The 25,672-nt window shown below is 39.0% G+C and carries 17 protein-coding genes and 4 tRNA genes; 13 read left to right on the plus strand and 8 right to left on the minus strand.

The genetic code is table 11. The features are described from left to right. Positions 1-217 precede the first annotated feature (217 nt). From COR50_RS11385 to COR50_RS11395, 3 genes are all read left to right on the plus strand, one after another. Positions 218-3,754: a SusC/RagA family TonB-linked outer membrane protein gene (locus tag COR50_RS11385; protein WP_098194097.1), complete on the plus strand. Its 3,537-nt coding sequence runs from the start codon at positions 218-220 to the stop codon at positions 3,752-3,754. Positions 3,755-3,764: 10 nt separating this feature from the next. After that, complete coding sequence (locus COR50_RS11390; RefSeq protein WP_098194098.1) at positions 3,765-5,084, plus strand: RagB/SusD family nutrient uptake outer membrane protein; 1,320 nt, start codon at positions 3,765-3,767, stop codon at positions 5,082-5,084. A gap of 194 nt (positions 5,085-5,278) precedes the next feature. Next, entirely contained in the window at positions 5,279-6,688 is a 1,410-nt protein-coding gene (locus tag COR50_RS11395; RefSeq protein ID WP_098194099.1) for a thioredoxin domain-containing protein, read from the plus strand. Between the two features lie 1,150 nt (positions 6,689-7,838). On the opposite strand, the gene COR50_RS11400 is transcribed toward COR50_RS11395, so the two are convergent. Further along, a complete protein-coding gene (locus tag COR50_RS11400; RefSeq protein ID WP_098194100.1) occupies positions 7,839-9,113 on the minus strand; it encodes a DUF2130 domain-containing protein in 1,275 nt (424 codons plus the stop codon). Positions 9,114-9,344: 231 nt separating this feature from the next. Here COR50_RS11400 and COR50_RS11405 point away from each other — a divergent pair, with 231 nt between their 5' ends. Next, complete coding sequence (locus COR50_RS11405) at positions 9,345-9,737, plus strand: DUF1801 domain-containing protein (protein WP_098194101.1); 393 nt, start codon at positions 9,345-9,347, stop codon at positions 9,735-9,737. Positions 9,738-9,987: 250 nt separating this feature from the next. Then, positions 9,988-12,360 carry an ABC transporter permease gene (locus tag COR50_RS11410; protein WP_098194102.1) on the plus strand — a complete coding sequence of 791 codons (2,373 nt, stop codon included), beginning with the start codon at positions 9,988-9,990 and terminating at the stop codon, positions 12,358-12,360. A gap of 424 nt (positions 12,361-12,784) precedes the next feature. Here the strand turns inward: COR50_RS11410 and COR50_RS11415 are convergent. Together COR50_RS11415 and COR50_RS11420 are read right to left on the minus strand one after the other, a co-directional pair. Further along, positions 12,785-12,868: transfer RNA gene (locus tag COR50_RS11415), tRNA-Leu, on the minus strand. Between the two features lie 73 nt (positions 12,869-12,941). Then, positions 12,942-14,090, minus strand: a complete 1,149-nt coding sequence (locus COR50_RS11420) for a sensor histidine kinase (RefSeq protein WP_098194103.1) — start codon at positions 14,088-14,090, stop codon at positions 12,942-12,944. Positions 14,091-14,244: 154 nt separating this feature from the next. Here COR50_RS11420 and COR50_RS11425 point away from each other — a divergent pair, with 154 nt between their 5' ends. Further along, positions 14,245-15,297, plus strand: coding sequence for a glycosyltransferase family 2 protein (locus COR50_RS11425; RefSeq protein ID WP_098194104.1), 1,053 nt, complete (start codon positions 14,245-14,247; stop codon positions 15,295-15,297). Between the two features lie 239 nt (positions 15,298-15,536). Beyond that, positions 15,537-15,734 carry a hypothetical protein gene (locus COR50_RS11430; protein WP_098194105.1) on the plus strand — a complete coding sequence of 66 codons (198 nt, stop codon included), beginning with the start codon at positions 15,537-15,539 and terminating at the stop codon, positions 15,732-15,734. A gap of 70 nt (positions 15,735-15,804) precedes the next feature. Here COR50_RS11430 and COR50_RS11435 read toward each other — a convergent pair whose 3' ends face one another. The 3 genes from COR50_RS11435 to COR50_RS11445 form a co-directional block, all read right to left on the minus strand. Further along, positions 15,805-17,655: an ABC transporter ATP-binding protein gene (locus tag COR50_RS11435; RefSeq protein WP_232516154.1), complete on the minus strand. Its 1,851-nt coding sequence runs from the start codon at positions 17,653-17,655 to the stop codon at positions 15,805-15,807. Positions 17,656-17,966: 311 nt separating this feature from the next. After that, positions 17,967-18,039: transfer RNA gene (locus tag COR50_RS11440), tRNA-Gly, on the minus strand. A 46-nt stretch (positions 18,040-18,085) separates the two neighbouring features. Then, positions 18,086-18,161, minus strand: a tRNA-Gly gene (locus COR50_RS11445). 354 nt (positions 18,162-18,515) lie between these two features. Here COR50_RS11445 and COR50_RS11450 point away from each other — a divergent pair. Further along, the gene (locus COR50_RS11450) at positions 18,516-18,914 is read left to right on the plus strand and encodes a hypothetical protein (protein WP_098194106.1); all 399 of its coding nucleotides are present in this window, start codon (positions 18,516-18,518) and stop codon (positions 18,912-18,914) included. Positions 18,915-18,972: 58 nt separating this feature from the next. Here the strand turns inward: COR50_RS11450 and COR50_RS11455 are convergent, their stop codons facing one another. Beyond that, positions 18,973-21,120: a GH116 family glycosyl-hydrolase gene (locus COR50_RS11455; protein WP_098194107.1), complete on the minus strand. Its 2,148-nt coding sequence runs from the start codon at positions 21,118-21,120 to the stop codon at positions 18,973-18,975. 235 nt (positions 21,121-21,355) lie between these two features. Between COR50_RS11455 and COR50_RS11460 the strand changes: the two genes are divergently transcribed. From COR50_RS11460 to COR50_RS11480, 5 genes are all read left to right on the plus strand, one after another. Further along, on the plus strand, positions 21,356-21,994 hold the full coding sequence (locus tag COR50_RS11460; protein ID WP_098194108.1) for a Crp/Fnr family transcriptional regulator: 639 nt from the start codon (positions 21,356-21,358) through the stop codon (positions 21,992-21,994). A gap of 99 nt (positions 21,995-22,093) precedes the next feature. Continuing rightward, complete coding sequence (locus COR50_RS11465) at positions 22,094-22,861, plus strand: sulfite exporter TauE/SafE family protein (RefSeq protein WP_098194109.1); 768 nt, start codon at positions 22,094-22,096, stop codon at positions 22,859-22,861. Positions 22,862-22,991: 130 nt separating this feature from the next. Further along, positions 22,992-23,303 (plus strand): thioredoxin, encoded by a 312-nt coding sequence (gene trxA, locus COR50_RS11470; protein WP_098194110.1) that lies wholly within the window; start codon positions 22,992-22,994, stop codon positions 23,301-23,303. 412 nt (positions 23,304-23,715) lie between these two features. Then, complete coding sequence (locus COR50_RS11475; protein ID WP_198405633.1) at positions 23,716-24,243, plus strand: hypothetical protein; 528 nt, start codon at positions 23,716-23,718, stop codon at positions 24,241-24,243. Positions 24,244-24,476: 233 nt separating this feature from the next. After that, positions 24,477-24,548 (plus strand) — tRNA-Met (locus tag COR50_RS11480). Between the two features lie 53 nt (positions 24,549-24,601). Here the strand turns inward: COR50_RS11480 and COR50_RS11485 are convergent. Continuing rightward, on the minus strand, positions 24,602-25,633 hold the full coding sequence (locus COR50_RS11485; protein ID WP_098196201.1) for an OmpA family protein: 1,032 nt from the start codon (positions 25,631-25,633) through the stop codon (positions 24,602-24,604). Between the last annotated feature and the right edge of the window lie 39 nt (positions 25,634-25,672).

Below are 25,672 nucleotides of genomic sequence, written 5' to 3' on the forward strand. Positions count from 1 at the left end.
TTGTGATCCTAAGGAAGCAATAATTCTTAGCCGGAAATTGGAAGGTCTAAGAATATGATGATCAAGAGCTAACCAAAAATATTGATAATAAAAGCACCATGAATGCAAATGGTGCGACCCTAAATTGAGTCTATTCATTATGGATGTTCTGTAGATATCATACCTATTATGAGATCTTAAGTAACAACTACTATTATTAATTCAAAAAGTCGAATGTATGACTAATTACCTTCATGCCCGTTATCCGGATTGGATAACGTATGGGAGAAGCTATGCGTATTTTCAAAACATCCCCAAATCAGTGAAGAAAATAGCAGTCCTTCTTTTTATCCTCATTAATTTTTCCTCTTTCGGGAGTTCGATAGCCAATGCACAACAGATTAATTTGGAACTAAAAAATACAAAGTTAACACAGGCATTTGCTTCAATAAGGGAGCAAACAGGCTACTTGTTCTCCTATAAAAATGATGAGGTGGATAAGTACAACGTTACATTGTCGATAAAGAATGCGTCTATAGAACAAGCGATGGATGCATGCTTGCAGGGATTGTCATTGTCATATGATATTAAAGGAAATCTGGTGATTGTATTTTCTAAATCAAAAGAAAACTTAAATATTAATTTACAACAGGAGAAAGCAGTCTCCGGGACCATTATAGACGAAAATGGAGATCCAATAATAGGCGCAAACATTTGGGCAGAGGAAATAAATAAGGGAACAATCACAGATAATAATGGGAATTTCACACTAGTTATTGGCAACAAAAATAGTTTAAAAATTCGGATCAGATTCATTGGGTTTATTGAACAAACTATTACTGTAAATAATTCGAAGACTGAAAAAATAATCTTGAAACGATCAAACGAACAATTAAAAGGAGTCACAATTTCAACAGGATATCAAGAAGTTTCACCTGAAAGATTTGTTGGTTCAGCTGTAACTGTAGATAGTTCAATCCTTTCAAGAAATAATAGTGTTGATATAATATCTAGAATTGATGGTACAATTAATGGTGTCCTATTCAATAAGGTTGGAGGAATCCCTAGGATTCAATTAAGAGGAATAAACTCCATTAAGGGAGCCTCTGACATTACTGGAAGCCCCACCCAAAATCCACTTATTATAGTTGACGATTTTCCTTACAATGGCGACATACACAATCTAAATCCGAATGACGTCGAATCGATATCAGTATTGAAAGACGCAGCAGCAACCTCAATTTGGGGAACGAGAGCCGCAAATGGAGTAATAGTAATAAAGACAAAAAAAGGACTGTACAATAAGCGAATGGCAGTATCCTTTAATTCAAATTTCTCAGTTAAAGAAAAGCCCGATTTATCTTACTTTCCTAGGATGACAAGTTCAGAATTTATAGATGTAGAAACATACCTATTCAATCAGGGATTCTATGATATATACATCCAATATCCATTTGCAACACCGTTGTCACCTGTTGTAGAATTATTAAACCAAGAAAGAAACGGTACTGTAACACAGGAAGATGCGCAATCAAAAATTGAAATACTCAGACATCATGACATTAACAAGGATTATGAAAAATTTGTATTAAGAAATGGATTCAATGCACAGAATTTCTTAAATATCAATGGAGGTGGTTCAGAAATTGCCTATAATATTTCATTTGGTTCTGATAATGGTAAAACAAGTATTAAAGGCCCTGGTTCTGCAAATAGATACACGATTTCATCCTCTATTCAGCTTGCTCCTATAAATAAATTAAAGATTTCTGCATCAATTGACTATACAAGTAATCAGAATCGTAGTGACGGGCCGGGATATAGAATTTCACCAGGAGGTGGGAAAAGCGAAATTTATCCTTATGCAAGTCTAATAGACGAAAACGGGCTCCCCGCCTCAACCCCGAGAGATTATGCGCCCTCCTATGTCGATACTGTTGGAGGAGGAAACCTATTAGACTGGAAATATTATCCCTTAATCGAAAACGAAAGTGCGAATGTAATTCTGAATGACCAATTTACAAGGATAAAATTTGAATTAGCTGGAAAATTATTTCCAGGTTTGACGACTGCTCTTAAGTACCAATATTCCATTCAGAATTCAGAAGGAAAGAATTTTAATAGTATTGACTCATATTATGCCAGAAATGAAATTAACAAGTTTACGGAAAAAGGAACTTATAAAAACAATTTACCAATAGGCGGAATAATTGATAGAACCAATTCCAAAATTCAAAGTCAAAATATACGTGGTCAATTGAACTATAAAAATTCATTTGGACGTCACGAAATTAATGCATTAGTAGCCGGAGAAATTAGCAGCGCTAAAAATCAAAATGACGGATCAAGGATATATGGATATGATGAAGAAAACCTTACATACTCACAATATTTAGACTTTCAAAAGTTCTATCCTATCTTCTATGGCGGCTCTCTAAGAATCCCTAATCCCATTTCAGTTACAAATAGAATTGACAAATTCGTATCATTCCTTGCAAATCTTTCTTACTCATACAACGAAAAATATAGCTTTTATCTAAGTGGAAGAAAAGATGGAGCTAATATATTGGGTATTAAATCAAATAATAAATGGAAGCCATTATGGTCAGTTGGAGCCAGATGGAACATATCAAATGAAGCATTTTTTGATATCTCCACAATAGAACGTCTAGTCCTGAGATCATCATACGGATATGCTGGAAACGTTAACAACACAATTTCATCATTAGCAACAATTACCTATTCTCCAAATAAGAATTTCCTTGGCCAACCTTACAGCACAATTGGAGGCCCCCCAAATCCAGATCTAAAGTGGGAGGAAGTTGGGACATTTAATATTGGTCTTGATTTTGGAATACTTCGCGACAGAATATCTGGTTCGATTGATTGGTATACCAAAAAATCAAACGATTTAATTTCATATGTTAAAGTCGATCGTACTTTAGGGTTCAGCAGCATAGTCAAAAACTCAGCAAACACAAAAGGAAATGGCTTTGAACTGCTATTGAACACAAAAAATTTAACAAGAGGTATAAAATGGAATACAAGCCTCAATTTTAGTTACGCAAAGACAGTAGTAACCAACTATTTCGACAATAGTATCCAAACTCCAACTAACCCAACAATCAGACAGGGGGATTTATATGACGCGTTATACGCGTATATCTGGAAAGGGTTAGATCCAGCAACTGGTGACCCTCAAGGTTATTTAAATGGCAAAGTAAGCAAAGACTATAATAAAATATTTCAAGACACGGCGAATCACCAAAAGTATATAGGTTCATCATTTCCATTATTATTTGGAAATATTCTCAATAACTTATCTTTTAAGGCATTCAACTTATCTTTTAATATAGTTTATCGAGGAAAATACTATTTCAGAAAGCCTTCAATTAGGTATGATTATTTGTATAATAGATGGATAGGACATTCAGATTTTAGAAATCGCTGGCAAAAGCCGGGTGACGAAAAAAACACGAATGTTCCATCAATGCCATATCCTGTCAACGAATCTCGAGAAATATTTTATCAGAATTCCGAAGTTAATATTGAAAAAGGAGACAATGCGAGGTTACAAGATATTAGATTATCATACAGTTGGATAAATAGGAAGAGTAAACCAAATCCATTTAAATCAGTGGAATTATACTTTTATGCAAATAATCTAAACATATTTCTATTTAAACACACCAAATCGGGATATGATCCAGATTACCCAGCAGAAACAATTCCACCACTAAGAAACTTCTCGTTTGGTATTAAAGCAAATCTATAAAAATAATCACATGCGCTCCAAGAACATTCAGATGATATTATTGGCTATCTGCCTATATTCTATTTCTTGCTCAGATTACCTGAATGAGAAACCAGACAAAAGTACAACAACAATAAATTCAACAAAGGATCTGCAGTCAATCCTAGACAACCTAACTTTATCGTATGATGCACTATTAACGGCAGGTTCAGATGAATATTATCTTACGAAGTCAACATATGATTCACGATCCCAACTCGATCGAAATATTTATACATGGGAGGCCAATACAGACAACATTGAAGCATGGGCCAAAATTTACAGCTATGTATATAGAGCTAATATTGTGATCACAGAAATCAAAAGGTTCAAACAGGAAAAAGAATACGATTACTTGATGGGACAAGGGCTGTTTCTGCGGGCGTTTGCATTCTACATTGGATCACAATTATACTGCACTCCATACTCAAAAAACGCATCGAACGAATTGGGGCTTCCTTTAAGAGTTTTGCCAGATGTTGAAGTCTCTTTTGCAAGATCAACTTTGAAAGAAACTTATGACAGAATGATTAGCGATCTTAAAACATCAGAGCAATTACTTTTGAATTCGGAATTCGCTTTAAATAGAGGGAATCACAAATCAGTCTTAGGACTGTTGGCAAGGATATACCTTTCGATGAGGGACTATGAGAATGCCTTAAAGTACTCAAGTTTGTACTTAAAGGAAAGTAGGACGTTACTAGACTATAACTCAATTAATGAAACGTCAAACCCTGCATTTCAAATTGAAAATCCTGAAACTACCTTTTATACTCTTGTCGATGGTTTTCCTGCAACGTCATTTATTGTTGACACTTCACTTTACGATTTATATAATGATAACGACCTAAGGAAAGTAATTTTCTATTACAATGGTACAAACGGTGAAATAAAATACAAAGGAAGCTATAATGGACGATCTGGATACACGACGTTCTATGGCATTACAACTAGTGAAATATTATTAATTCACGCGGAGTCAGCAATAAGAATGGGAGAACAAGAAACAGCATTAGATGATTTAAACTATTTACTTAGTAATCGATATAAGCATGGAACTTTCACGAAAATCACAGAAGATGACCGTAGCAAACTACTGAAAATAGCTTTAATGGAGCGTCGCAAAGAACTTGCCTTTAGAGGGCTCAGGTGGAGCGATGTAAGGCGATTGAATTTAGAAGGTCAAAATATATCACTGTCGAGATTGATCGGCAATGAAGTTTTCACACTGCCGCCAAACGATTTACGTTGGACTTGGCTTATTCCGTCTGAAGCCATAATCTTAAATAAATGGGAGCAAAACAGGCGATAGGAGTAAAAAGAACTTCACTATCCCAATCGATTTTATCGGTTATTATCGATCGGGAAATAATTTATAAAATGCATCTTTAATTAACCTAAAAAATCAAATGTCCTTATTTGCTTACCATTATTCCTCACCCCAGTTGGCAACTAAAGAAATTTAACAAAATTTCCAAATATAAATAATTTCGAAAATGCATTAGGATGAAAAAAATAATTGATTATATTATTTCAGTATCGATTTTTATAATACCTGTTACTTCGTTCTCACAAGAAAATAAATCGTTAATTCCCCAGCAATTACAAATTGGAAGTCATGTTCCAGAATTTATAATTAGCTATTTCATGAATCAAGATGGAATCGTTACAAATATATATCAACAAAAAAATAGACTTCTACAATTCAAGGAAAAACTAATAATCTTGGACTTCTGGACTACCACATGTTCAAGTTGCATCAAAGGGTTTCCAAAATTAGAAAGATTGCAAAAAGAGTTTGACGGAAAAATTCAGATATTCTTGGTAAACAATTACGATGATAGTTCTAAAATACGCAAATGGATAGAGTATTATAAAATCGAGAATAAACGAAGTCCAATTCCTAATAATATACCAATCATTTTTTCCACCCCAAAATTTGAAGAGTATTTTCCAATTAAATTTGAAATTGGATACAACGTTTGGATTGGCAAAAGTGGAAAAGTCATTCTTAGGGGAATACCGAACAATACCAATGAAAAAAAAATCAAACAGTATCTATTGGGAGAAGAAATTACATTTATTACAGACAAAGCACGGGGTATTTATAATAGCAAGCGTCCGTATTTTTCTAATTTTAAATCCAAAACAGTTCAACAATCTTCAATAATTGACAAGTTTAGTTCGGATTTTGCCAATCCATATGGATATTCAACCGAGGGTATCCTTGATTCAATAAATTGTACATCAAGAAATACATACTTAAACTTGTCAATTGAAACCCTTTATAAAATCGCATTTCGGCCGACATTAAGAAGGAGTGACTCAATAATCGATTTTCTTCAACCTATAATTGACCTGCCAGATAAATCAGAAGTAAGTACCAATCCAAGCACTGTAGATAGAGAAATAACTGATGAATCCTTAATTAATACATGCTTCATATATGAGCAAATTGTGCCGCTAAGTTATAGTGATTCATTAAAAAAGGACTTAATGATCCGAGATCTTAATCTTTACTTTGAAAATAAAAAAGGAATAAAAGGAGAAGTTCGAGAAGTTAAATCTCACTACTTTAAACTATCTATAATTGATTCAATTTATTCAGAGAGTTCTTCGATTTCCGAATCACTAAAATTTGAAACTAGAAAAAATGGTAAAAAATATATGACTTTTGATGGATATCGATTAAAATCAATCGTTGAACGATACTTTAGCCAAGTTGATAAAAATATAATATCAAATTATCCGATTATCATCAATAATAACAGTAAGAAAAGATATAAAGTAACACTGCTTGCTCCAAATCAATTAGATAGCCTTAATGATTTAATCCAAGTACTTGGAAATTCAGGAATTTCAATGAAAGAAAAAATTGGACTAATCCCAAGGCTTGTCATTGTGAAGGCAAATTGAATAATAAAACTTAGAAGTGTATAAATTGTTTCGCATCAGACATTAGATAAACTGTGTTTAAGGCAAAAGTATCTTTACTTTAACACCGTTTTTTATAAGACTAAGAGAAAAATTTGACTTCTAAGAACTCATATTGAAGAAATTGGAGCAACTGCACTCTAGTAAGTCGCTGTTTTGGTAAAGATGGTACTTTTACACCTCTATTGAAAGCTTTTCTTAAAGCTGCATTGGATGGTAAGATAAGTCATTTAGACTATGGGAATTGGGTAATTAGAATAGAAAGTATAGCAAAACCGTAGACGGCTTAAAACTGTTGATGGGACTATGGACATTAAGATGCCTAATGATGGAGCAGGTAGCTTTGAGCTTAAGTGGATCAAAAAGTAGTTACCATTTTAATTTAGAGCTTTGAGAGTAAAATTATCAGCAAATATGGTGATGGAACGAGTATACTGGACATCTCTGGTCATATCAATGTGATGTGTGACGCTTAGATTTAATGTGCAACATTGTCTTCTATAACCATAGGGTTATCCCATTATAAGAATAGCTGGCCTGTCCCCGAGAATCTCACTAATGCATTATTTGGCTAGATGCTATGTTTTACAAGGGGAAAGAAGAGGGTAAAGTAGTTAACCGATATGTATATTTTCTTAGAATAAATACTTATGAACACAAGAGCTATTGATACCTAACGACTAAGAGAGCGAGGGTGCCAACTTCTGATTAAGCGTTCAGGTTAACTTTCAGCATTAGGAAATATCCAACATACTCATTTCCAGTATTGGTAATTTGAAATGGTTTCTCTTGGCTAATGCCATGATTTCCCTTTACACAGTGATGCAAGCTAGTTCTAATAAGGCTTGAATGAGCTCTGTATGTTCAGTTGTTAGAATTAAAAATTTACTAGAAATATGGTATTGGAATAGAAAATCTTGAACCTCTTACTTTAATTACAACAAAAAATGTCATAATGGACTCTAATTTTCATTCCTAGCATAACTCTTTTTACCTAGATGAGATAGAGACATTTGCTAGAAAAAGTGATACTATTTGATAGGCATCCTACCGGTATACTGTAACAATTCATTTAATAAAATTTTGTATTTCAGTTTAATTGAAATTCGGATATAGCTGGGTAGCTACTTCCTTAATCATTTAGCAGGTTATCAGCAGCTTCATCAAGCAAATGCATATCAACGGAATCGGTACCCGCAATCCCTTCAATAGATCCTTGGATATGGGCAGCATTGAGCAACACTTTTTCCAATTGTTTTTCACGGGCTTTCCAGAGTTTTTCCATGGTATCGCGTTCTTTTTGGATAGAAGTTCTCATGGCGCGGAAACCTTCGCTGATGGCTTTCCATTGTTCGCCAAATTCACCACCGGTAAGATATTGGTATAAAAGATGCATTTTATCACCTTTATTTTCTTGGCTTTTGGTGGCTAAGCTGATCTTTAGGATTGCTTCCCGCATGATGAAAGCGAGGTTTTTCACCTCGGCGAAAGTGCAGATGTAGATACCTTCTTTTTCACCGAAACGATCCATATCTTGCGGGAGTGTTTGGGTAACGAGTATCGCAACTTCAGCGCCCTGGGCGCGCATATCAGCTTTTAATTTTTCTATCCATTCGCGGGCGAAAGTTTTCGTTCTTTTGCTTTCATAAATTATTTTCCCGCATTCTTGTCCGAATTGATTGCGCACGACCTGGATACAATCCGCGCCCTTAACACCTTTACCCACTTCCTCGATCTGGTCAAAAGGAAAAGCGGATTGCAGCAGTTCTTCCAAGGCAAGCTCCATCACTTCGCCTTGCAGTTGCATAGATCCTTGTTCAGCTTTCCTTTTCATCTCTTCAGCCAGTTTGCGTTGGTCTTCCACCTGTTTTTCCAGCTCCTTGATCCGGAATTGAAATTCGGTCTCCTTCAAGCTATTCCTTTGCAATTCTTCCTGCTTAATTTGTTCGCGCAATTTGGAAGATTCTTCTAATAATTTCTTTTGCAGCGAGAGTTCGAGTTCCTGTTCTTTATTCTTTAGTTCTTGCTCCCTTTTGAGGAAATTGACCTGTTCTTGCCTAGCCAGTTTCAGTTTTTCCTCGTTGTCGGCATTAGCTTGTTGGAGTAACTGTATTTGTTGTTCAAAATCTTGGCTGAGCCTTTTCCGGATATCTTGTTGTAAGCTCTCTTGCAAGCGGAGTTTTTCAGCATCCAGCCGCCTTTGCAGTTCGGCCTCTTGCTGTTGTGCCTGTTGTTCCATCCTAGATTTCAACTGGCTTAGCTCAGCTTTGTCCTTTTGCAATTGTTCCAGCCGTTTGCGCCATTCCGTTTCCATCTTGCTACGCATTTCCTTTTCTATGTTAGCAGCGAAAGCATCTTCGATCACAAATTGATGTTGGCAGTTCGGACAAGTTATTGCAGTTCCCATAAATCACGAGGCAGTTAGAATGAATAAAAAATTAAGAAATAAAGGTACTGGAAATTTTAATGCTATTCAATGCAGCTTTTGAGGATTGAAATAGAAACAGTTAAGAAGTTCTTGTGCTGCTGTTTTTCTTTACGGTTTCACGTAAACCGCCGAGTATTGCAGTTTTTTATTAATTTAATATGGAAATTGCCCGTTTAATCATCCTTATTATAATTATATGAAATTCCTGTTATGAATATCGATATATTATCATATAATAATCAACAATTGCCACCGGGTAAGGAAATTTGTGATTATCTATGCCGTAAGATTGATAAGGAGCTCCCCACCGCGGAAAGTAAGATCTGGCATGCACACCCAGTATGGTTTCTGGATGGTAATCCAATCGTGGGGTATAGCAAGTTGAAAGATTGTATTCGCCTGATGTTTTGGAGCGGTGCAGATTTCGATGAGCCGGCTCTCCAACCGGGAACCGGGAAGTTTAAGGATGCATCTGCCCGGTATACATCTGTGCATCAAATAGATGTGAACGATTTGAAAAGATGGTTAAAGAAATCGATCGAGATCCAGTGGGATTATAAAAATGTCGTTAAACGGAAGGGAAGATTGGAACGATTGAAATGATGAAACAATATACTTGATAAGTATAAAGGCGTATTTGAAAATGCGTGATTTTGATGTTCCGGTCGATGAAATTACAAAAGCGTTGGGGATTGAGCCAAGTAAGCATTTCAAAAAGGAGATTTAATGCTTAATAGCCATGGAGATTCCTGTTATAAGTTAACAGATTAATATTTGTATATTCAATAACTGATATTACAATGGAAACCTTTTTGAATATAGTTAGCAATAATTATTAACCCATACTCAATATATGCTCAAACACAATTTTAAAATCATCCTCAGGAACTTTAAGAGATTCAAAAGAACTTTTATCATTAACCTGATAGGTCTTTCCACGGGGCTTGCCAGTGCCTTATTCCTATTTTTGTGGATAACAAGCGAGTTAAGGGTTGATAAATTTCATGAGAACGATCAGCGGCTTTTCCAGGTAATGGGGAATGTAGAGCGGGAGGGGCGCATCAATACATTGGCTAACACCGGGGGCGGCCTCGGGGAAGCATTAAAAAGGGATATGCCGGAAGTTGAATATGCGGTAACCATGATTCCGCCGGCGTGGTTCCAGAAATTTAATATTCTAAATGGGAACAATGCGGTTGGCGCCGTTGGAAATTTTGTCAGCAAAGATTTCTTTAAAGCATTCTCTTACAGGATTGTCCAGGGGAATACGTCGGGTATATTGAATGATAAGCAGGCCATCGTTTTATCTAAGCGGTTGGCAAAGAAGATATTTAACACTACTGATAATGTAGTAGGCAAGGTTTTGCAATGGAGATGGTTATCTTTTACGAAGCCATGTACGGTTACAGGTGTTTATGACGATTTTCCGCCAGAATCATCCTACCAGTTTGATTTTGTATTATCACTGGATGCATGGAAAGATATCGTGCCGGTTACGGGGGATGTTAGCAGCGGTCCTTTTAATACCTTCCTAGTATTAAAGGATGGTACGAATACCGGGCGATTTAATGAAAAACTTGCGGCCTATCTTAAAGATAAATTCAGCGGATCAACAACAACGCTGTTTTTAAGAAAGTATTCTGATGCCTATTTATATGGAAAGTATGAGAACGGTGTGCAGGCAGGTGGAAAAATTGAATATGTAAGACTGTTTGCAATTATAGCAATATTCATACTAGCCATTGCCTGCATCAATTTTATGAACTTGTCAACAGCTAGGGCTATCAGGAGGATGAAGGAAATAGGTGTTAAGAAAGCATTAGGGGCAGAGCGGCATGCGCTAATTTTTCAGTTCCTGGGGGAATCTATATTGATGAGTTTTATTTCCCTGGTCGTAGCATTGATTTTGGTTGCTATTTTTTTACCGCAATTCGATGAAATTATCGGCAAGCATATCGATGTAAAGATTGATATGAAGTTCATTTTGTCTATTCTTGGAATTGCCGGGTTCGTGGGACTGGTAGCCGGCAGTTACCCCGCTTTTTACCTCTCCCGTTTCAAGATTATTTCAGTATTAAAGGGAACGTCTGATCGTTCTCCCGGCGCCATATGGGTTCGTAAAGGATTGGTTGCTTTTCAGTTCGCTATCTCTATTATATTTATAGTGGCGGCCATGGTTGTATATAACCAGATGAAATTTGTACAGTCGCAACAGCCGGGTTATGATAAAGATAACGTCATCTATTTTGAAATGGAAGGGCGTGTTGCCGAGCAAACAGAAAGCTTCCTTGCAGAGTTAAAAAATATTCCCGGTGTTATTAATGCTTCAAGTATACAGCAAAAAATTATTTTACCAACCACTCAACCCGGCCCTGGCGTCCGGTGGGATGGAAAGAATTTAGATGACAAGATCCGCTTCTATAAAATGCCGGTAAATTATGACCTGTTGGAGACACTTGGTATAAAGATGGCGGAAGGCCGGTCTTTTTCCAGGAGCTTCGGATCAGATACTGCCGGGGTGGTGCTAAATGAAGCTGCTGTTAAGGTCATGGAACTGACGGATCCAATCGGGAAACAGATTGACATGGATGGTGTTCCAAGGAAGATTTTAGGCATCGCGAAAAACTTTCATTTCAATTCTTTTCATGAGGGAATTAAACCCTTCATTTTTTGGCTAGATCCTAAAGGAACCGCGCTAGTTATGGTCAAAGTAAAAAAGGGAGTAGAGACAGCGGCTATTCATAGCATTAAGGACTTTTACAGCAAGTTTAACCCGGGATTCTCTTTCGATTATAAATTTCTTGATGAGGACTACCAGCGGCAATATGCATCAGAAAGGCTGGTCGCTAGACTTTCCAAGTATTTTACAGGCTTAGCGATCATTATTTCATGCCTCGGATTGTTTGGCCTTGCCACATTCACGGTAGAAAAAAAGGTGAAGGAGATCGGCATCAGGAAAGTGATGGGCGCCAGCGAATCAAATATCGTGTTCCTGCTCTCCGCTGACTTTACTAAGACGATATTGTTGTCTATCATCATAGCCTTGCCTTTGAGCTATATTTTAACCAGCAATTGGTTAAATGATTTCGCTTACAGGATAAAGTTAACACCGTTGTATTTTATAGTAGCCGCATTACTTGCGTTGCTAACTGCATGGTTTACCATAGGTGTACAGGTGATAAAAGCTGCAAGAGTGAACCCGTTGAATTGTTTAAAAGATGAGTAAGATTACGTTTTACACTTCCCGGTGAAGTAAGCAGTAAATATTTATATAGCATTTTAAGAATGCTGATGTAATATCAACGAATCGAAAGTCAAACATGTTTTAATGTGCAGCCTGGTAGTTTACAGATACTACTATTGTTTTTGTCGGTTTCCCCGGATTCGGGTCGCAAGGTTAAGCCCAGTTTCCCATGTTTAAATGAGTGGTAGGCTATGATAGCGTTGTGGCTAGATATTTCCCGCATATCTTATAGCTGCAAGCTTCATGTTATTTCCGGGTATTTAAATTAGATCGGGAGGGTCAATTGCTGCGGCTAAATGTTAACAAAAGTACTAAGATGGCAGAGGAACATTTTTGTCCCTTTTTTGTCCCCGTTATCGATTTAAATAATGAAAACCCGCTGTGGTTGCGGGTTTTCAAAAATCTGTGCGGAAGAGGAGATTCGAACTCCCAAGTCCTTGCGGACACTACCACCTCAAAGTAGCGCGTCTACCAATTTCGCCACCTCCGCGGTTTTTATTGGGAATGCAAAAGTATAATTCTTTTGAGAATGTACAAAGTTTGTATCAAAATTTTTTTATAACCTATTTGCGGAGCCATATCCGGAAGGTTGTACCTTTCTGTTGCTCGGACCATTTTACGTATAGGCGTCCCTGGTGGTATTCTTCTATAATCCTTTTAGCCAGGGACAGCCCGAGCCCCCATCCCCTTTTCTTCGTGCTGAACCCGGGATGGAAGATTTTTTCTTGCATAGACTTGGGAATGCCTTTTCCATCATCCGTTACGTCTATCGTTATATGTGCAGGATGGTTCTCGATATTGATCGAGATGTTTCCCTTGCCTTCCATCGCGTCCAGGGCGTTTTTGAGTAGATTTTCAATGACCCAGTCGAATAGCGGGGGACAAATCATTGCCAATATTTGGGGCTCATTACTGCTTTCAGTTAAGGTTACTTTTTGGGGCGCGCGTTTCCGTATGTAGGATATCATGCTGCTAATTTGGTTCACCAGTTCTGTTTCTTCCAGGCTGGGCACACTGCCAATCTTCGAAAAGCGGTCGGAGATAAGTTTAAGCCGATCTACATCCTTTTTTAACTCCGATGCGATATCCTCACTGCCGGGGTTTTCCTTTAATATTTCTAACCAGGCTTCCATGGAAGATAGCGGTGTGCCCAATTGGTGTGCTGTTTCTTTCGACATACCAACCCATAACTGGTTTTGAGTGGCTTTATAATTGCTGCGCAGCGCAAATAATACAATCGCGATAAATAATGTAACAACTATCAACTGCACGTATGGATAAAAACGTATCTGTTGCAGAATGACGGAATCTCCATAATATATATAGTTGTTTACCAATGGCTTATCAGTTATTGTCATCACGAATGGCGGGTGTTGCTTCCGGAATTTCTCCAATTGTTGGGGCAGGAACCTAGTATTCCTGGCCATTTTGGCAGAATCGAGGTTACGGTGGTCCACGATTTGTCCTTCTTCATTTGTTAAGATGATAGGGATCGTGGTGTTCGTGGTGATAATTTCGATGGCCAAGTTTAAGTTTGCATCCGGGGACGCAGTTAGCAATTCTTTGTTGGCAGATACCCAGGCAGCTACTTTCTTGGTTTCCTCGGCTTGAATTTCCTTGGATAGGTTGTTAACAAACCAGATAGTTGTAACGATAATTATGATCGCTATGCTGATTAATATAAAACGCCAACCAATTAATTGCCTTAACATGTAGATTCTTGATTATGTTTGCCGGATATAACTATAAATATAACATGTTTGTTGCGTTTGAATCTTAATTTTCAGAGGTAGTTCTAAATTTTTCGAATGCTTTGTTGCATATTTGCAACGCCAATATTTTTGTACAGACCATAAAAATCAGAATTTGTCAGCATTACCCAAAGTAGCGGTGGTTATACTCAATTGGAATGGAAAATCGTTTTTACAACAATTTCTTCCTTCCGTGTGTGCTTCTACATACGGGAATTTGAGTATCGTGCTGGCAGATAATGCTTCGAGCGACGATAGTGTCGCTTTTGTACAAGAAAATTATCCCGGCATCGAAATTGTCCGCAACCCGGATAACAATGGTTTTGCCGGCGGTTATAACCAAGCGCTGCAACATGTCCATGCCGACTATTACGTGTTGCTGAACCAAGATGTGGAAGTGGAAGCCGGCTGGATTGAACCCGTGATAGAAATGATGCAAAAGGATCCCCGGATCGCTGCTTGCCAACCTAAAATGAGAGCTTTTGCCGATAAGGAAAGCTTTGAGTATGCAGGTGCAGCGGGTGGTTGGATGGATATCTTGGGATACACTTTTTGCAGGGGTAGGATTTTATATACTATCGAAAAAGACCTGGGGCAATATGATGATCCACAATATATATTTTGGGCTACCGGGGCGGCATTGTTTATCAGGCCAGGGATATTTCATAAGCTGGGTGGATTTGATCCCTATTTTTTCGCTCATATGGAAGAAGTGGACCTGTGTTGGCGCATCCAACGGTTGGGCTACAAGGTGGCTTATTGCCCGGGGTCTACCGTGTACCATGTAGGCGGTGGCAGCTTACCGCAAGGTAACCCGAGGAAGTTATATCTCAATTTCCGCAATAACCTCGTGATGTTGAAAAAGAACTTGCATCCGAAAGAACAGTGGATCGTACTATCCCAGCGACATTTCCTCGATCTGCTGGCAGCGGTTAAAAGCCTGGTATCCGGTAAACCGAAAGATATGATCGCTGTATTTAAAGCTTACCGCGACTATTACCGTTGGCGGAGATTAAGCAAAGATTTACCTGCGGATACGTTGCCGGAAAAGAAATTATTTGCGTTAGACGGTGTTTTTCACGGTATCATGATCTGGCGCTATTATTTTTTACGGCGTAAAAAGTTCTCCTTATTGGAAGGTAACAAGGTTGTCTATAAACCCAGTTAATATCATCTTAATGATCTGCACTATTGGCTAATTAGCTTCCGTTTAGACTATTGTTTATATGTATTTTAATTTTTATTTTGATATAAATAATTAAAAATAAATCAATTAAATAATAATTTGATATTGAAAGGACAGGTTTTGGTAGGAGAGGCGGAACATCAAAACATGAAAAAAATCATATTTTTCGATTTGGGATTTGCTTTTTTACTTTGTAAGTTTGCAGTGCGAAAATTTTAAATATGGAGAATTACGTTGAAAATAAGAACGACATCGCTAGAAGCAAAGTAAGCGCTTCCCGTTTTCTTTTTTATGTGAAAATTACTTGCATAATCGCTTTCGTTTTAGGCGGATGTTATAACTTGTACAAACATCGTTATAAAGGAAAACCGAAAGTTGAGGTTCCGGAAAGCACCTTGTACAATCCTAAATATAAATAATTTACTATTTACTATACTTCTTTAGAGCCGTGGCATTCATTATGTTGCGGCTCTTTTTGTATCGACCGGGTTACCTATAACCCATCGCTTGCAGGTTGAAGAGTTCTGCATAACGACCGTTTCGAGCTAATAGCTCCGCATGATGCCCCAATTCGATGATCTTCCCTTTATCCAGCACCATGATCCGATCTGCCATACGAACAGTTGAGAACCTGTGCGAGATCAATACCGAAGTTTTTCCCTTCGTAAGATCTGCAAAGCGTAAGAATACTTCGTATTCGGCTTTCGCGTCCAGGGCCGATGTCGGCTCATCTAAAATCAATAACTGGGACTCCTTCATATAAGCCCTGGCTAAAGCGATCTTCTGCCATTCGCCGCCTGATAAATCGATGCCGTTATGGAACCGTTTACCCAGCATCTGATCATAACCACCGGGCAAGCGTTCCGCTAACAAATTAGCCAGGCTTTGCGTTGCAGCCGATTTAATAAGCTCGCGGTTTTCTTTTTCCCGGATATTACCGACTGCTATATTTTGGGCAAAATTCATCTGGTAACGAAGAAAATCTTGGAATATAATGCCAACATTATGCCGCAAGGTTTGTAAGTCGTATTCCCGTAAATCATGACCATCTAATAAAATTCGTCCTTCCGTGGGATCGTAGAGCCGCGTTAATAATTTAACCAACGTAGTTTTCCCGGCCCCGTTCTCCCCTACAAGGGCTAGCTTTTCTCCTACCGGCAGCGTGAAATTCAAATCTTTTACAGCCCATTTTTCTGAATGGACATATTTAAAACTTACATTTTCGAAACGGAAACCTTCGCGGATTGGTACCGGGAAAGGCCTGGGAGTTGTAGGCGAGATGATGGTGGGTTTAATATTAAAATATTCAAATAAATCACCTAAATACATAGCACCCTGCGAGACTACGTTGAACCGTGTTAGTACGCCTTCTACTAATCCACGTAACTGCCGAAACGATCCTGCCATAAAAGTGAGGTCGCCAAGCGACAATTTTCCATGGATGGTTTGACTGATAATGATTACGTACGCGGTATAGTATCCGGCACTTCCAATCAGTGCGAAGAAGGTCCCCCAAGAAGAACGGCGAACTGCTATCTGCTTAGAATCTTCATAAAATTTGTTCGAGATTGTTTTGAAACGGTCTATTAAAAAATCAGCCAAGTAAAATACTTTTACTTCTTTGGCTGTCACATCACTAGCGCCGAGGTATCTAACATAATCCAATTCCCTACGATCGCTGGTTTGACCAAAATACAATTCATACTTCTTCCTGTTGAAATAGGATTCGCTTAAAAAAGAAGGTAGGACGGCAACTACTAATAATGCGATCAGCCAGGGGCTCAGAACGGCTAAACCGGTAGTGAAGAAAACGATAGAAATTAAATCTTGAACCTGGCCCAGCATTTGCGACAATAAGACGGTTCTTCCTGATGTTTGCTGGCGTGCCCTTTCAAGCTTGTCGTAAAAATTCGCATCTTCAAACTGTTCCAGGTCCAGCGTGGCGGCATGTTCCATAATCTTAATAGAGGAGTAATTGGCAAACAGATCCCCTATTAATCCATCGAGTAGTGACACGAGCCTTGCGCTACCATCCGAGATAAAGGCCAATGCAAATTCGATCGCCACCAGTTGCCAGAGGTGGTTGTAATTTTGCATGTCATGACCGGGATGCATCACGAGGAAGGCCACTTCATCGATAATTAGCTTCCCAACATATAATAAAGCTACCGGCAACGCGGAGCGAATGAGTCTTAAAAAGATATTGATTAAAGTCAGCTTGGGATTTGTTTTCCAAACCATTTTTAAAAAGGGGGGAAGGTTGCGGATTGCATCAACCCGCTGCTTGAAAGAAAGCGTCTCGCCACCCACCTGGTCGCGGTATCGCATTTTAGCGCTCATATATTAAATGTAATAAATAAACGGCATCACCCCGTGTAAAATCTTTGTAACCCAAAGCAATAAAAGCTTCGAATTAACATTTAAAAGAGCCCGTTAAAAAGTAGAAGATGGAAAATAAAAATACACAAGAATATAGCCCGGGCCTAATTCATAAATTAAACAACAAACAACAAAAACAGGGTAAAAAAACTAAGCAAAATAATCCGTGAAATCCTAAAATCTTTACCTAAATACGTGACTAAAGAATAGAAGTACGTTTCATCAAATCTGTAAAAAAAATCCAAGCCTTTACACAGACTTGGATTCTTTAGAGCGGAAGACCGGGCTCGAACCGGCCACCCCAACCTTGGCAAGGTTGTGCTCTACCAAATGAGCTACTTCCGCGGAAGTGAAAATTTGTTGAAAGAAATTGTAAAATCTCGAATCAACCTGGAGCGGAAGACCGGGCTCGAACCGGCCACCCCAACCTTGGCAAGGTTGTGCTCTACCAAATGAGCTACTTCCGCATAAGTGTAAGAACTATCCCCGTTTGAATTGGGATTGCAAAGATATGAAAGTGAATGATTTTACAAAATTTTTTTCGCGATTCTTCCTGGCAAGTGTTATCGAGTGTTAAAATATAGTTGATAATTTGAAGTCAATATTTGTATCAAAATTTAAATTTATACGCTTGATTATCAAATATATATAAAGATAAATATTTGATCCGCGAAATCGGTATTTTGGATCACAATGCCTTATCTTTAAACTATGTAAGTAAAGAAATTGTTAAAATGGCATCTTATTTGGTGATATTTAGACAAATCCGGCCCACACCGGAATCCATGAAACAACAGCATTTTCAATCTTAAATCATCTTTATGAAAGCGTATTTATTTCTACCACTTTTGTTGGTCACGATGCTCTCGGTGAGTTGTACCAAAACTACAAACGAGTATGTAGTGCCCAACCAAACTATTTTATTTGACCTGGGGGCGGATCAATGGAGTTTTGATGCTAATACAAATAGTTATTTTGCGCCAATTAGTATACCAGAAATTGATGTCGATGTAAGGGATATCGATGGTGTATTGGTGTATATCTCTAACCCTGATGGGACAGTGTACGAAGCGATCCCGAATGTTTATAATGATATCAGTTATACCTATGTATACGAAGAGGGGCAGCTTACCTTGGAAGCGCAAGGTGTAGGTAGCGTAGGAGCCGGAAACCCGCCTAGGTTACTCGTAAAAGTTGTCATCGTAAGATCCGATTTCTAACTCTTAAGGCGAACTAAAAAACTTCTTTTAACCCGGTTTCAAATGTGGACCGGGTTTTTTATGTCAATGTAATTGTTAAGGATTGATTGGCTATCACCTGCGTTGGTTTAATACTTATAAAAACCGAGTTACCTTCTTTTGTAAGTTTTGCAGGTACTTTTTTCCCTTCTAATGCGACGGTCGCAATGTGAATATTTCCGGGTTGTTCCACGTCGAAGCTTAAAGTTTGCACCTTGAGGTGACCATATTTTATATATAGTTCATGCACTTGCTTCCGGTGTTTTTTTTGTTGTTTGTACGATCCCCAACCGTTCGCTACTAGGAAGGGCGCCTTGAAATTGTCTTGGCTTGTTATCGGCGCAAAACGGATAAATCCCCTGGGGCCGTGGTATGAAAACCCACATGCTGCCAAGAAGGTATTATAACTATTGCATGAATTAATGACCGGTGAAGATTGGACCAATATATTTTTTACTTGGCCGCATTGGCTACGCAAAGCGGCATATCGTTTTAAGAGTAGCAAGGATTCCTGGTATTGATCTTCAGACATTAAATGCGCGGCCCATTGCTCGATCGTTTCGTAATTTACAGGCGGGGAGTTATCATCCGTTAATTTTCGCAGTATAAACCCCGATAGCTCCAGCCTTTGGTCGTCCGGTGGCGATTGATTCGATAATTGACCCAGGTTGAGTTGTTGTGACCAATTCTTTGCTGCCAAGTATTTACATAGATATTGAAACGCTTCCTGTTCTTGTTCAAATTTATAATTAGCGCTAATCTTCTTCTCGATAGGACTGATGAATTGCATACAACGGTCTGCCAATGAATGGCTATCCATTTCCATGGCCATTTGATATGCCGACTTTGCTGCTGTTATGCAGAGCCATAGGACTTCTTCAAGCTTTTGACCCTGTTCTCCCGTTGCATTGTACAATGCTTCTGCATGATTCAACATAAACTGGATGACTTGTGTAAGTTGTGCCCAATTAACCCTTAGAAACTGCATATCTTCACTTAATTGATGCGCCCTATAAGTATGTAAGATCGATAAAGCCTGTAGTTTTACAACAGTGAAGCTAGGGCTGTCGTGATCCTTTTGATGCGTAGGTAAAACGGAAGGGAGCTCGTATAATTGAACAAATGATTTGGCCGTGTTAGGGTATAAACGCGCCACGGCAGGACTAATCGCTACAGTTTCCAAGCCTGTTTCTCCCTCGGAAACGTTCCCCGTCAAATCATGTTGATATTGCTCAAGGGTAAAGGTTTGCTCCAGTAACCAGGAAGGCAAACTACTATCTACCCAATTCTTCTTCCATAACATTGTTTGATATATCAATTTAGACAATTGATCGCTTACATAGGCCATAACATCGGTAGCGCTTGTAAAAGGTGCCGGGTTGGGTAGTAATAAGCCGGGAGCGGGATCCCACCAGCTAATAGCAAAATGGCAGGTGGCATGTTGCCCGGGAAGAATTTGAATACTGCTGCAAACGGCAATTCCAGGGGTGTCATTGGCTGTACACTCTGCACCAGGTAGCTCAAAATAATCTTCCCAAGAATCTTCTTCGAAATGGGGGAATAACCGCGCGTCATTTCTCAGGGCCGACAAGCAATGTTGAAATGAAGTATTGTTATTTGAATGCACTTGTTGAATGCCGCGCCATTTTTTTTGCAATACCATCACCTTATTATCCGCTTTTTGCCCCGGCTGTAACCAGCATAATAAATCGATATCCATCGGTGAACTCGATAAATTTGTAACTTGGCAAGAGCAAATCAATACAGGCAGGTTAGATTCCTGCTCGTTCATCGGTGTAAATGGGCTAAAGCTTTCAAGCTTTAAATCAAAGGGCAGCTCTTTATCTAAATAATGTATGGCCGTAACGGGAAATTGATCTTCAATTTCATAGTTAGGCCAGGCGGAAGACTGCAATTTCCGGGTTACGGTTAGCCCGGGTTGCTTTAGGCGTAGCGCGAAGCCATGGAACAAAGTAAATTCTTGGGAAGGCGCGGAAGCTGGGCGGGGTATTGATAATGCAAACCCGTCAGCCGCTGGGCCACCAGGGCGGTTCCCGCTGCATTTCCAATATGCGGATGGGCCCAAGCCCAAGGGTTTCCCTAATTGGCAAGACTTCGTTATTTCCGTGGATAAAAGTTGTTCCGTACCATCCATCATGGTAAAGGCTGATTTGGTTGAATGCTGCAATTTTTGGAATTTAAATTCTGGCTAGTTGAAGCTGATGAATTTTAATGGTTTATAACCATCAGGTAATATTACAAATTATTTCGCTTCAATTATATGTACTTTTAACACTTTCTAATAGCAAATTAATATTACCATCCGTGTGAAAAGTAATAGCGGGGCAGGGGATATGTAAAATATCGCCTTTTATGATAAATTTATTTTTTTAATAATTTATTAAATATTAATTAAGAATATTATGCAAAGTTTGTTGCAGGAGCGGTTTCCCCAGTTTGAAAAGAAGCTACTGGATGAAATGATGGACCATGCCAGTTTTCATACTTATGAACCGGGCGATCAATTGATGAGGACGGGTCAATATTTTAGATCTACGATGCTGGTATTGGATGGCACAGTAAAAGTTTACCGTGAAGATGATGAAGGGCATGAATTCTTAATGTATTACCTGCAACCCGGGCAAGCCTGCGCTTTGTCAATGATTTGTGCGACCCGCCAACAAACGAGCCAGGTCATGGCCAAAGCCGAAACCCCCGTCCAGGTGGTGAGTTTCCCCTTGGAGTTTATGGATCAGTGGATGCAGTTGTATAAATCGTGGTATTATTTCGTGTTGGAGTCTTACCGTGGTAGATTTGAAGAACTTTTGCAAACGATCGATCATGTCGTTTTCAGGAAAATGGATGAGCGCCTATTATTTTATTTATCAAGGTACCAGTCTACTCAAAATACCAATATCATTTCCGTGAACCATACCGAGATTGCCCAAGAGTTAAATTCGTCGAGGGAAGTAATTTCCCGCTTGATGAAAAAGTTGGCAGAGCGCGGTATGATTAGGCAATTGAAAAACCAGCAAATCGAGATCATTGATTTAACATTGTAAAGCGGCATTGAGCCGATTCACCGCAACCTGGGCCCACCGTGACCATTATCACGAATAAAGCCTTTTATAACATGAATCTTTGCATAAAATAAATAGTTTATGCTTGGATTTATTGCTGCATTATTCGTTGGCTTATCATTAGGCTTGATCGGTGGAGGAGGTGCTATTTTAACGATGCCTTTGCTCGTTTACCTATTCCATGTTGATCCCATGATCGCTACGGCGTATTCGCTTTTCATTGTTGGAGTTACCAGTGCAGTTGGAGCTTTCATGCATCATAAAGACCACCCGCTCAATTTCAAGGTTGCATTCCAGTTTGGCCTGGTATCGATGTTGGTAGTCATAATAACCCGCAGCTTCCTGGTGCCACATATACCAGCAAATATCGCTACTATAGGAGGCTATACCCTTACATCCGGCGCATTCACGATGATACTGTTCGCGGTACTCATGATTTGGGCTGGCTATGCGATGGTTAAGAAAAATAGGCTGCATAATGAACAGGTGCATCCATCCAAGGCAAAATTGATCTTCTACGGCGCTTTAACCGGCCTGATCACGGGGTTATTAGGAGCTGGCGGGGGCTTTTTATTGATTCCCGCGCTGGTGCTTATTGTAAAACTCCCCATGAAAGAGGCTGTTGGTACCTCGCTGTTGTTAATCGCGTTAAATGCCTTGGTAGGTTTCGCAAGTGATCTGACCCATATCCATTTTGATTGGCCTTTGTTACTGGGAATTACGATCATGGCATTATTGGGCTTGTGGGGTGGCACAAAAATTGGTACCCGTGTTGATGCGGTACGGTTAAAATCCTGGTTCGGTTATTTCCTATGGGTGATGGCAGTATTTATCCTGGTTAAGATTTAATCTTAGCTTTGTTGAATATTTGTTGAATAAAAGAAATGAAGCTATCCAGGCAACCGGATCGGGCTTCATTTGTTAAACAATCTTAAGCGGGATACTAACAATTTTTAAAATAGTTTGAAATATTTCGAATATGGATACTCAACCTAAAAAGAGTTTTAAGGAGATTATCAGCGGCGATCAATTGGTGTTGGTTGATTTTTTTGCAGAATGGTGTGGCCCCTGTAAAACGATGGCGCCTATTTTGAAAGAGGTGAAGTCGATGATGGGAGATGCCGTTACGATCTTGAAGATCGATGTAGATAAAAACCCGGCTGTAGCGGCTACATACCAAATTCAAAGTATACCTACAATGATTGCTTTCCGCAACGGGGTTGTCAAATGGAGGCAAAGCGGTGTATTGCCGGCGCAAGCATTAAAAGCACAATTGGAAAAATTATCTTAAGAAATCATTGTTGTCCGGCTAAATTTTAACCGGGGAGTACTTTTGACCCCTCAATTGTTCGATTCAATATTCATCTGCTCGTTTCTTGTACTTTTTTGCTTACCCATAAAAGGCACAAATTGGCCATTACGGCCACCAATTTGATCGCTCTATCTAGCCTTTCTACTACTATTTGGCCAAGCTACAGTTGGCTATCAACGGTGCGTAGATACACGGTATTCTTGGCGGGACTACCCGGGATATTGAATATATCATCATTCGCTTATATCCTTGACCAGGTAAGGAATTAAAGCACCTTTAAAGCATTTTTAGTCGGACAATAGTGATAAGAAATTTTTACCGGACAGGATAATTACCTGGCTATTTTTCTATCTTAGTGAGGTGTAACTATCTATATCTTTAAGTATAAATCATGCACCGAATGTTCAATAGAACCAGTATATCCATATTTTCTGCTATCAGTTTCATCTTTATAATTTCCTGTTATGCTTGTTCACGGCATAGCGGCAGTGGGAAGTCCACCGAACTTACCACCGCCGAAGATTCGATCTTACAAAAAATTCGCAGCCAGGATTCCAATTTTATTTATACTGCTGAATGGAAGCAATTCGAATTGCCCGGGAATGATTATTTGAAGAAAGTGTTCCTGGATGAGGGTCAACTTACCGCTGCGGGTTTAATTTTATACACTTGCTCAATCATCAAGGAATCACGTCAATGGACCATTCTTTACCAGTATAAACGTAAAGATGGATTAACAGGGCAGGGGAATGCACAGGGAGAATCTGCAAAAAAGCTAATTCACTTTTTCCAAGTCTGCGATAGTGTTCAATGTATTACCACGGTTTTTGAAAATGACAAGAGGATTTTGAACAAGCTTGTTAACGCCAAAGGGCAGCAGCCTTTTCCCGGTGGTAAAGAAGAAGGAGAGTTGTTTTAAGCGCATCTAATTGCTTTACCCAGGGTGGTAAAATTTCCAATAAAAAAAATATTGACTTGTATTTATTTAATCGGTGTTTGTGCTTTTATTCTAAAAGTGCGACCGTGGCAAGTTTGGGCGCTTGTAATATTTATTCACACCGTATGTTGAAAAAAAATATAGCAGGAATGATTGAAAATAAATGTGTTATGATTTTTTATTCAAGTTGAAATGCTATACATTTGCAATCACATTGCGAGGTAGAGCAGAGGTAGCTCGTCGGGCTCATAACCCGAAGGTCAGTGGTTCGAATCCGCTCCTCGCTACAAGAAACAAAAAAGCCGTTCACAACTTGAACGGCTTTTTTTATATATTTTCTTTACATCTTCACCAGTTCAACGCGCCTATTTTTCGCTTTACCGGCTTCATTATCGTTAGGGGCTATGGGTTGTTCTTGCCCGAAGCCTTTCGCTGTTAACCTATCGGCAGTAATGCCTTTTGATACAAGTGCATCGACGACTGATTTAGCCCTGGCTTGGGAAAGTTCCAAGTTGTGATCGGCAGAACCTGTATTATCGGTGTAACCATTCACGGAAAGCTTCCACCCGCTTTCTTGCTGCAAGAGCTTGGCAATTTCATCTACCGCTTCTTTGCCGCTGGCTTGTAAACTGGCCTTGTCGGTATCAAAATTTATATAAACGATTGCCTTGCCTTTTTGCTCGATTTCTTTCTTCAGCTCATCTGCCTTCAATAGGCTGATAGTTTGTTTGAAAGGAGCTTCTTGCAATATTTGTATGCTACCGCCCGCGGTATTTCCTGCAATTTGAATATATATGTTATCGCCATTTTCCCTGTGGATGGCATAAACTTTTACAGGCTCATTGTAATAATCTATAGAGCCATCCTCACCGAAATACGTAGCCTCATCCTTGATTCGATCCAGCTCTTCCTTGCTGACTTTACTATCGGATATTTTCACGCCACCTACTGATTTGATGGCATCATCGTAGCTTTTCAGAACATAGATCAATGACCAATCATCCAGCCTGTTGCTAGCCGGTGTCAGGTATGTCTTATAAACCTTACCTTGTAGCGGAACCATTTTCCCGTCTATCGGGAAGAACAACTGGTCGTATTTCCTTTCAATAGGTCTATTGAGGGGTTTAATATCTTCCGGCATGCTGAAATACGGGAACTTTTCGAACGATGCTGTTGATACAGGCAAATTATTGATATCGAAAGTCGATTCTTGCTTAGCTGGGGTTTGCGTATTCGCACCTGGCGCTTCTTGTGCGGCCGTATTGCCGGTAGAGCTATCCGCATTGTTTTGTTGGGACTCTTTCCCGGAATTATTACACGCTGTCATTGCACATACTAATACCGGTAGCAATAGTTTCCTTTGAATGTTCATTTGTAAAAGTTTGGTTAAAAAGTATTGTTTAATAGTTGC

Source organism: Chitinophaga caeni, assembly GCF_002557795.1.
GTDB lineage: Bacteria > Bacteroidota > Bacteroidia > Chitinophagales > Chitinophagaceae > Chitinophaga > Chitinophaga caeni.

Excerpts from the sequence above, each read along its gene's own strand:
- COR50_RS11385 (WP_098194097.1), top strand. The coding sequence starts at position 218 with ATGACTAATTACCTTCATGCCCGTTATCCGGATTGGATAACGTATGGG.
- COR50_RS11390 (WP_098194098.1), top strand. The coding sequence starts at position 3,765 with ATGCGCTCCAAGAACATTCAGATGATATTATTGGCTATCTGCCTATAT.
- COR50_RS11395 (WP_098194099.1), top strand. The coding sequence starts at position 5,279 with ATGAAAAAAATAATTGATTATATTATTTCAGTATCGATTTTTATAATA.
- COR50_RS11400 (WP_098194100.1), bottom strand. The coding sequence starts at position 9,113 with ATGGGAACTGCAATAACTTGTCCGAACTGCCAACATCAATTTGTGATC.
- COR50_RS11405 (WP_098194101.1), top strand. The coding sequence starts at position 9,345 with ATGAATATCGATATATTATCATATAATAATCAACAATTGCCACCGGGT.
- COR50_RS11410 (WP_098194102.1), top strand. The coding sequence starts at position 9,988 with ATGCTCAAACACAATTTTAAAATCATCCTCAGGAACTTTAAGAGATTC.
- COR50_RS11420 (WP_098194103.1), bottom strand. The coding sequence starts at position 14,090 with ATGTTAAGGCAATTAATTGGTTGGCGTTTTATATTAATCAGCATAGCG.
- COR50_RS11430 (WP_098194105.1), top strand. The coding sequence starts at position 15,537 with ATGGAGAATTACGTTGAAAATAAGAACGACATCGCTAGAAGCAAAGTA.
- COR50_RS11435 (WP_232516154.1), bottom strand. The coding sequence starts at position 17,655 with ATGAGCGCTAAAATGCGATACCGCGACCAGGTGGGTGGCGAGACGCTT.
- COR50_RS11450 (WP_098194106.1), top strand. The coding sequence starts at position 18,516 with ATGAAAGCGTATTTATTTCTACCACTTTTGTTGGTCACGATGCTCTCG.
- COR50_RS11460 (WP_098194108.1), top strand. The coding sequence starts at position 21,356 with ATGCAAAGTTTGTTGCAGGAGCGGTTTCCCCAGTTTGAAAAGAAGCTA.
- COR50_RS11465 (WP_098194109.1), top strand. The coding sequence starts at position 22,094 with ATGCTTGGATTTATTGCTGCATTATTCGTTGGCTTATCATTAGGCTTG.
- trxA (WP_098194110.1), top strand. The coding sequence starts at position 22,992 with ATGGATACTCAACCTAAAAAGAGTTTTAAGGAGATTATCAGCGGCGAT.
- COR50_RS11475 (WP_198405633.1), top strand. The coding sequence starts at position 23,716 with ATGCACCGAATGTTCAATAGAACCAGTATATCCATATTTTCTGCTATC.
- COR50_RS11485 (WP_098196201.1), bottom strand. The coding sequence starts at position 25,633 with ATGAACATTCAAAGGAAACTATTGCTACCGGTATTAGTATGTGCAATG.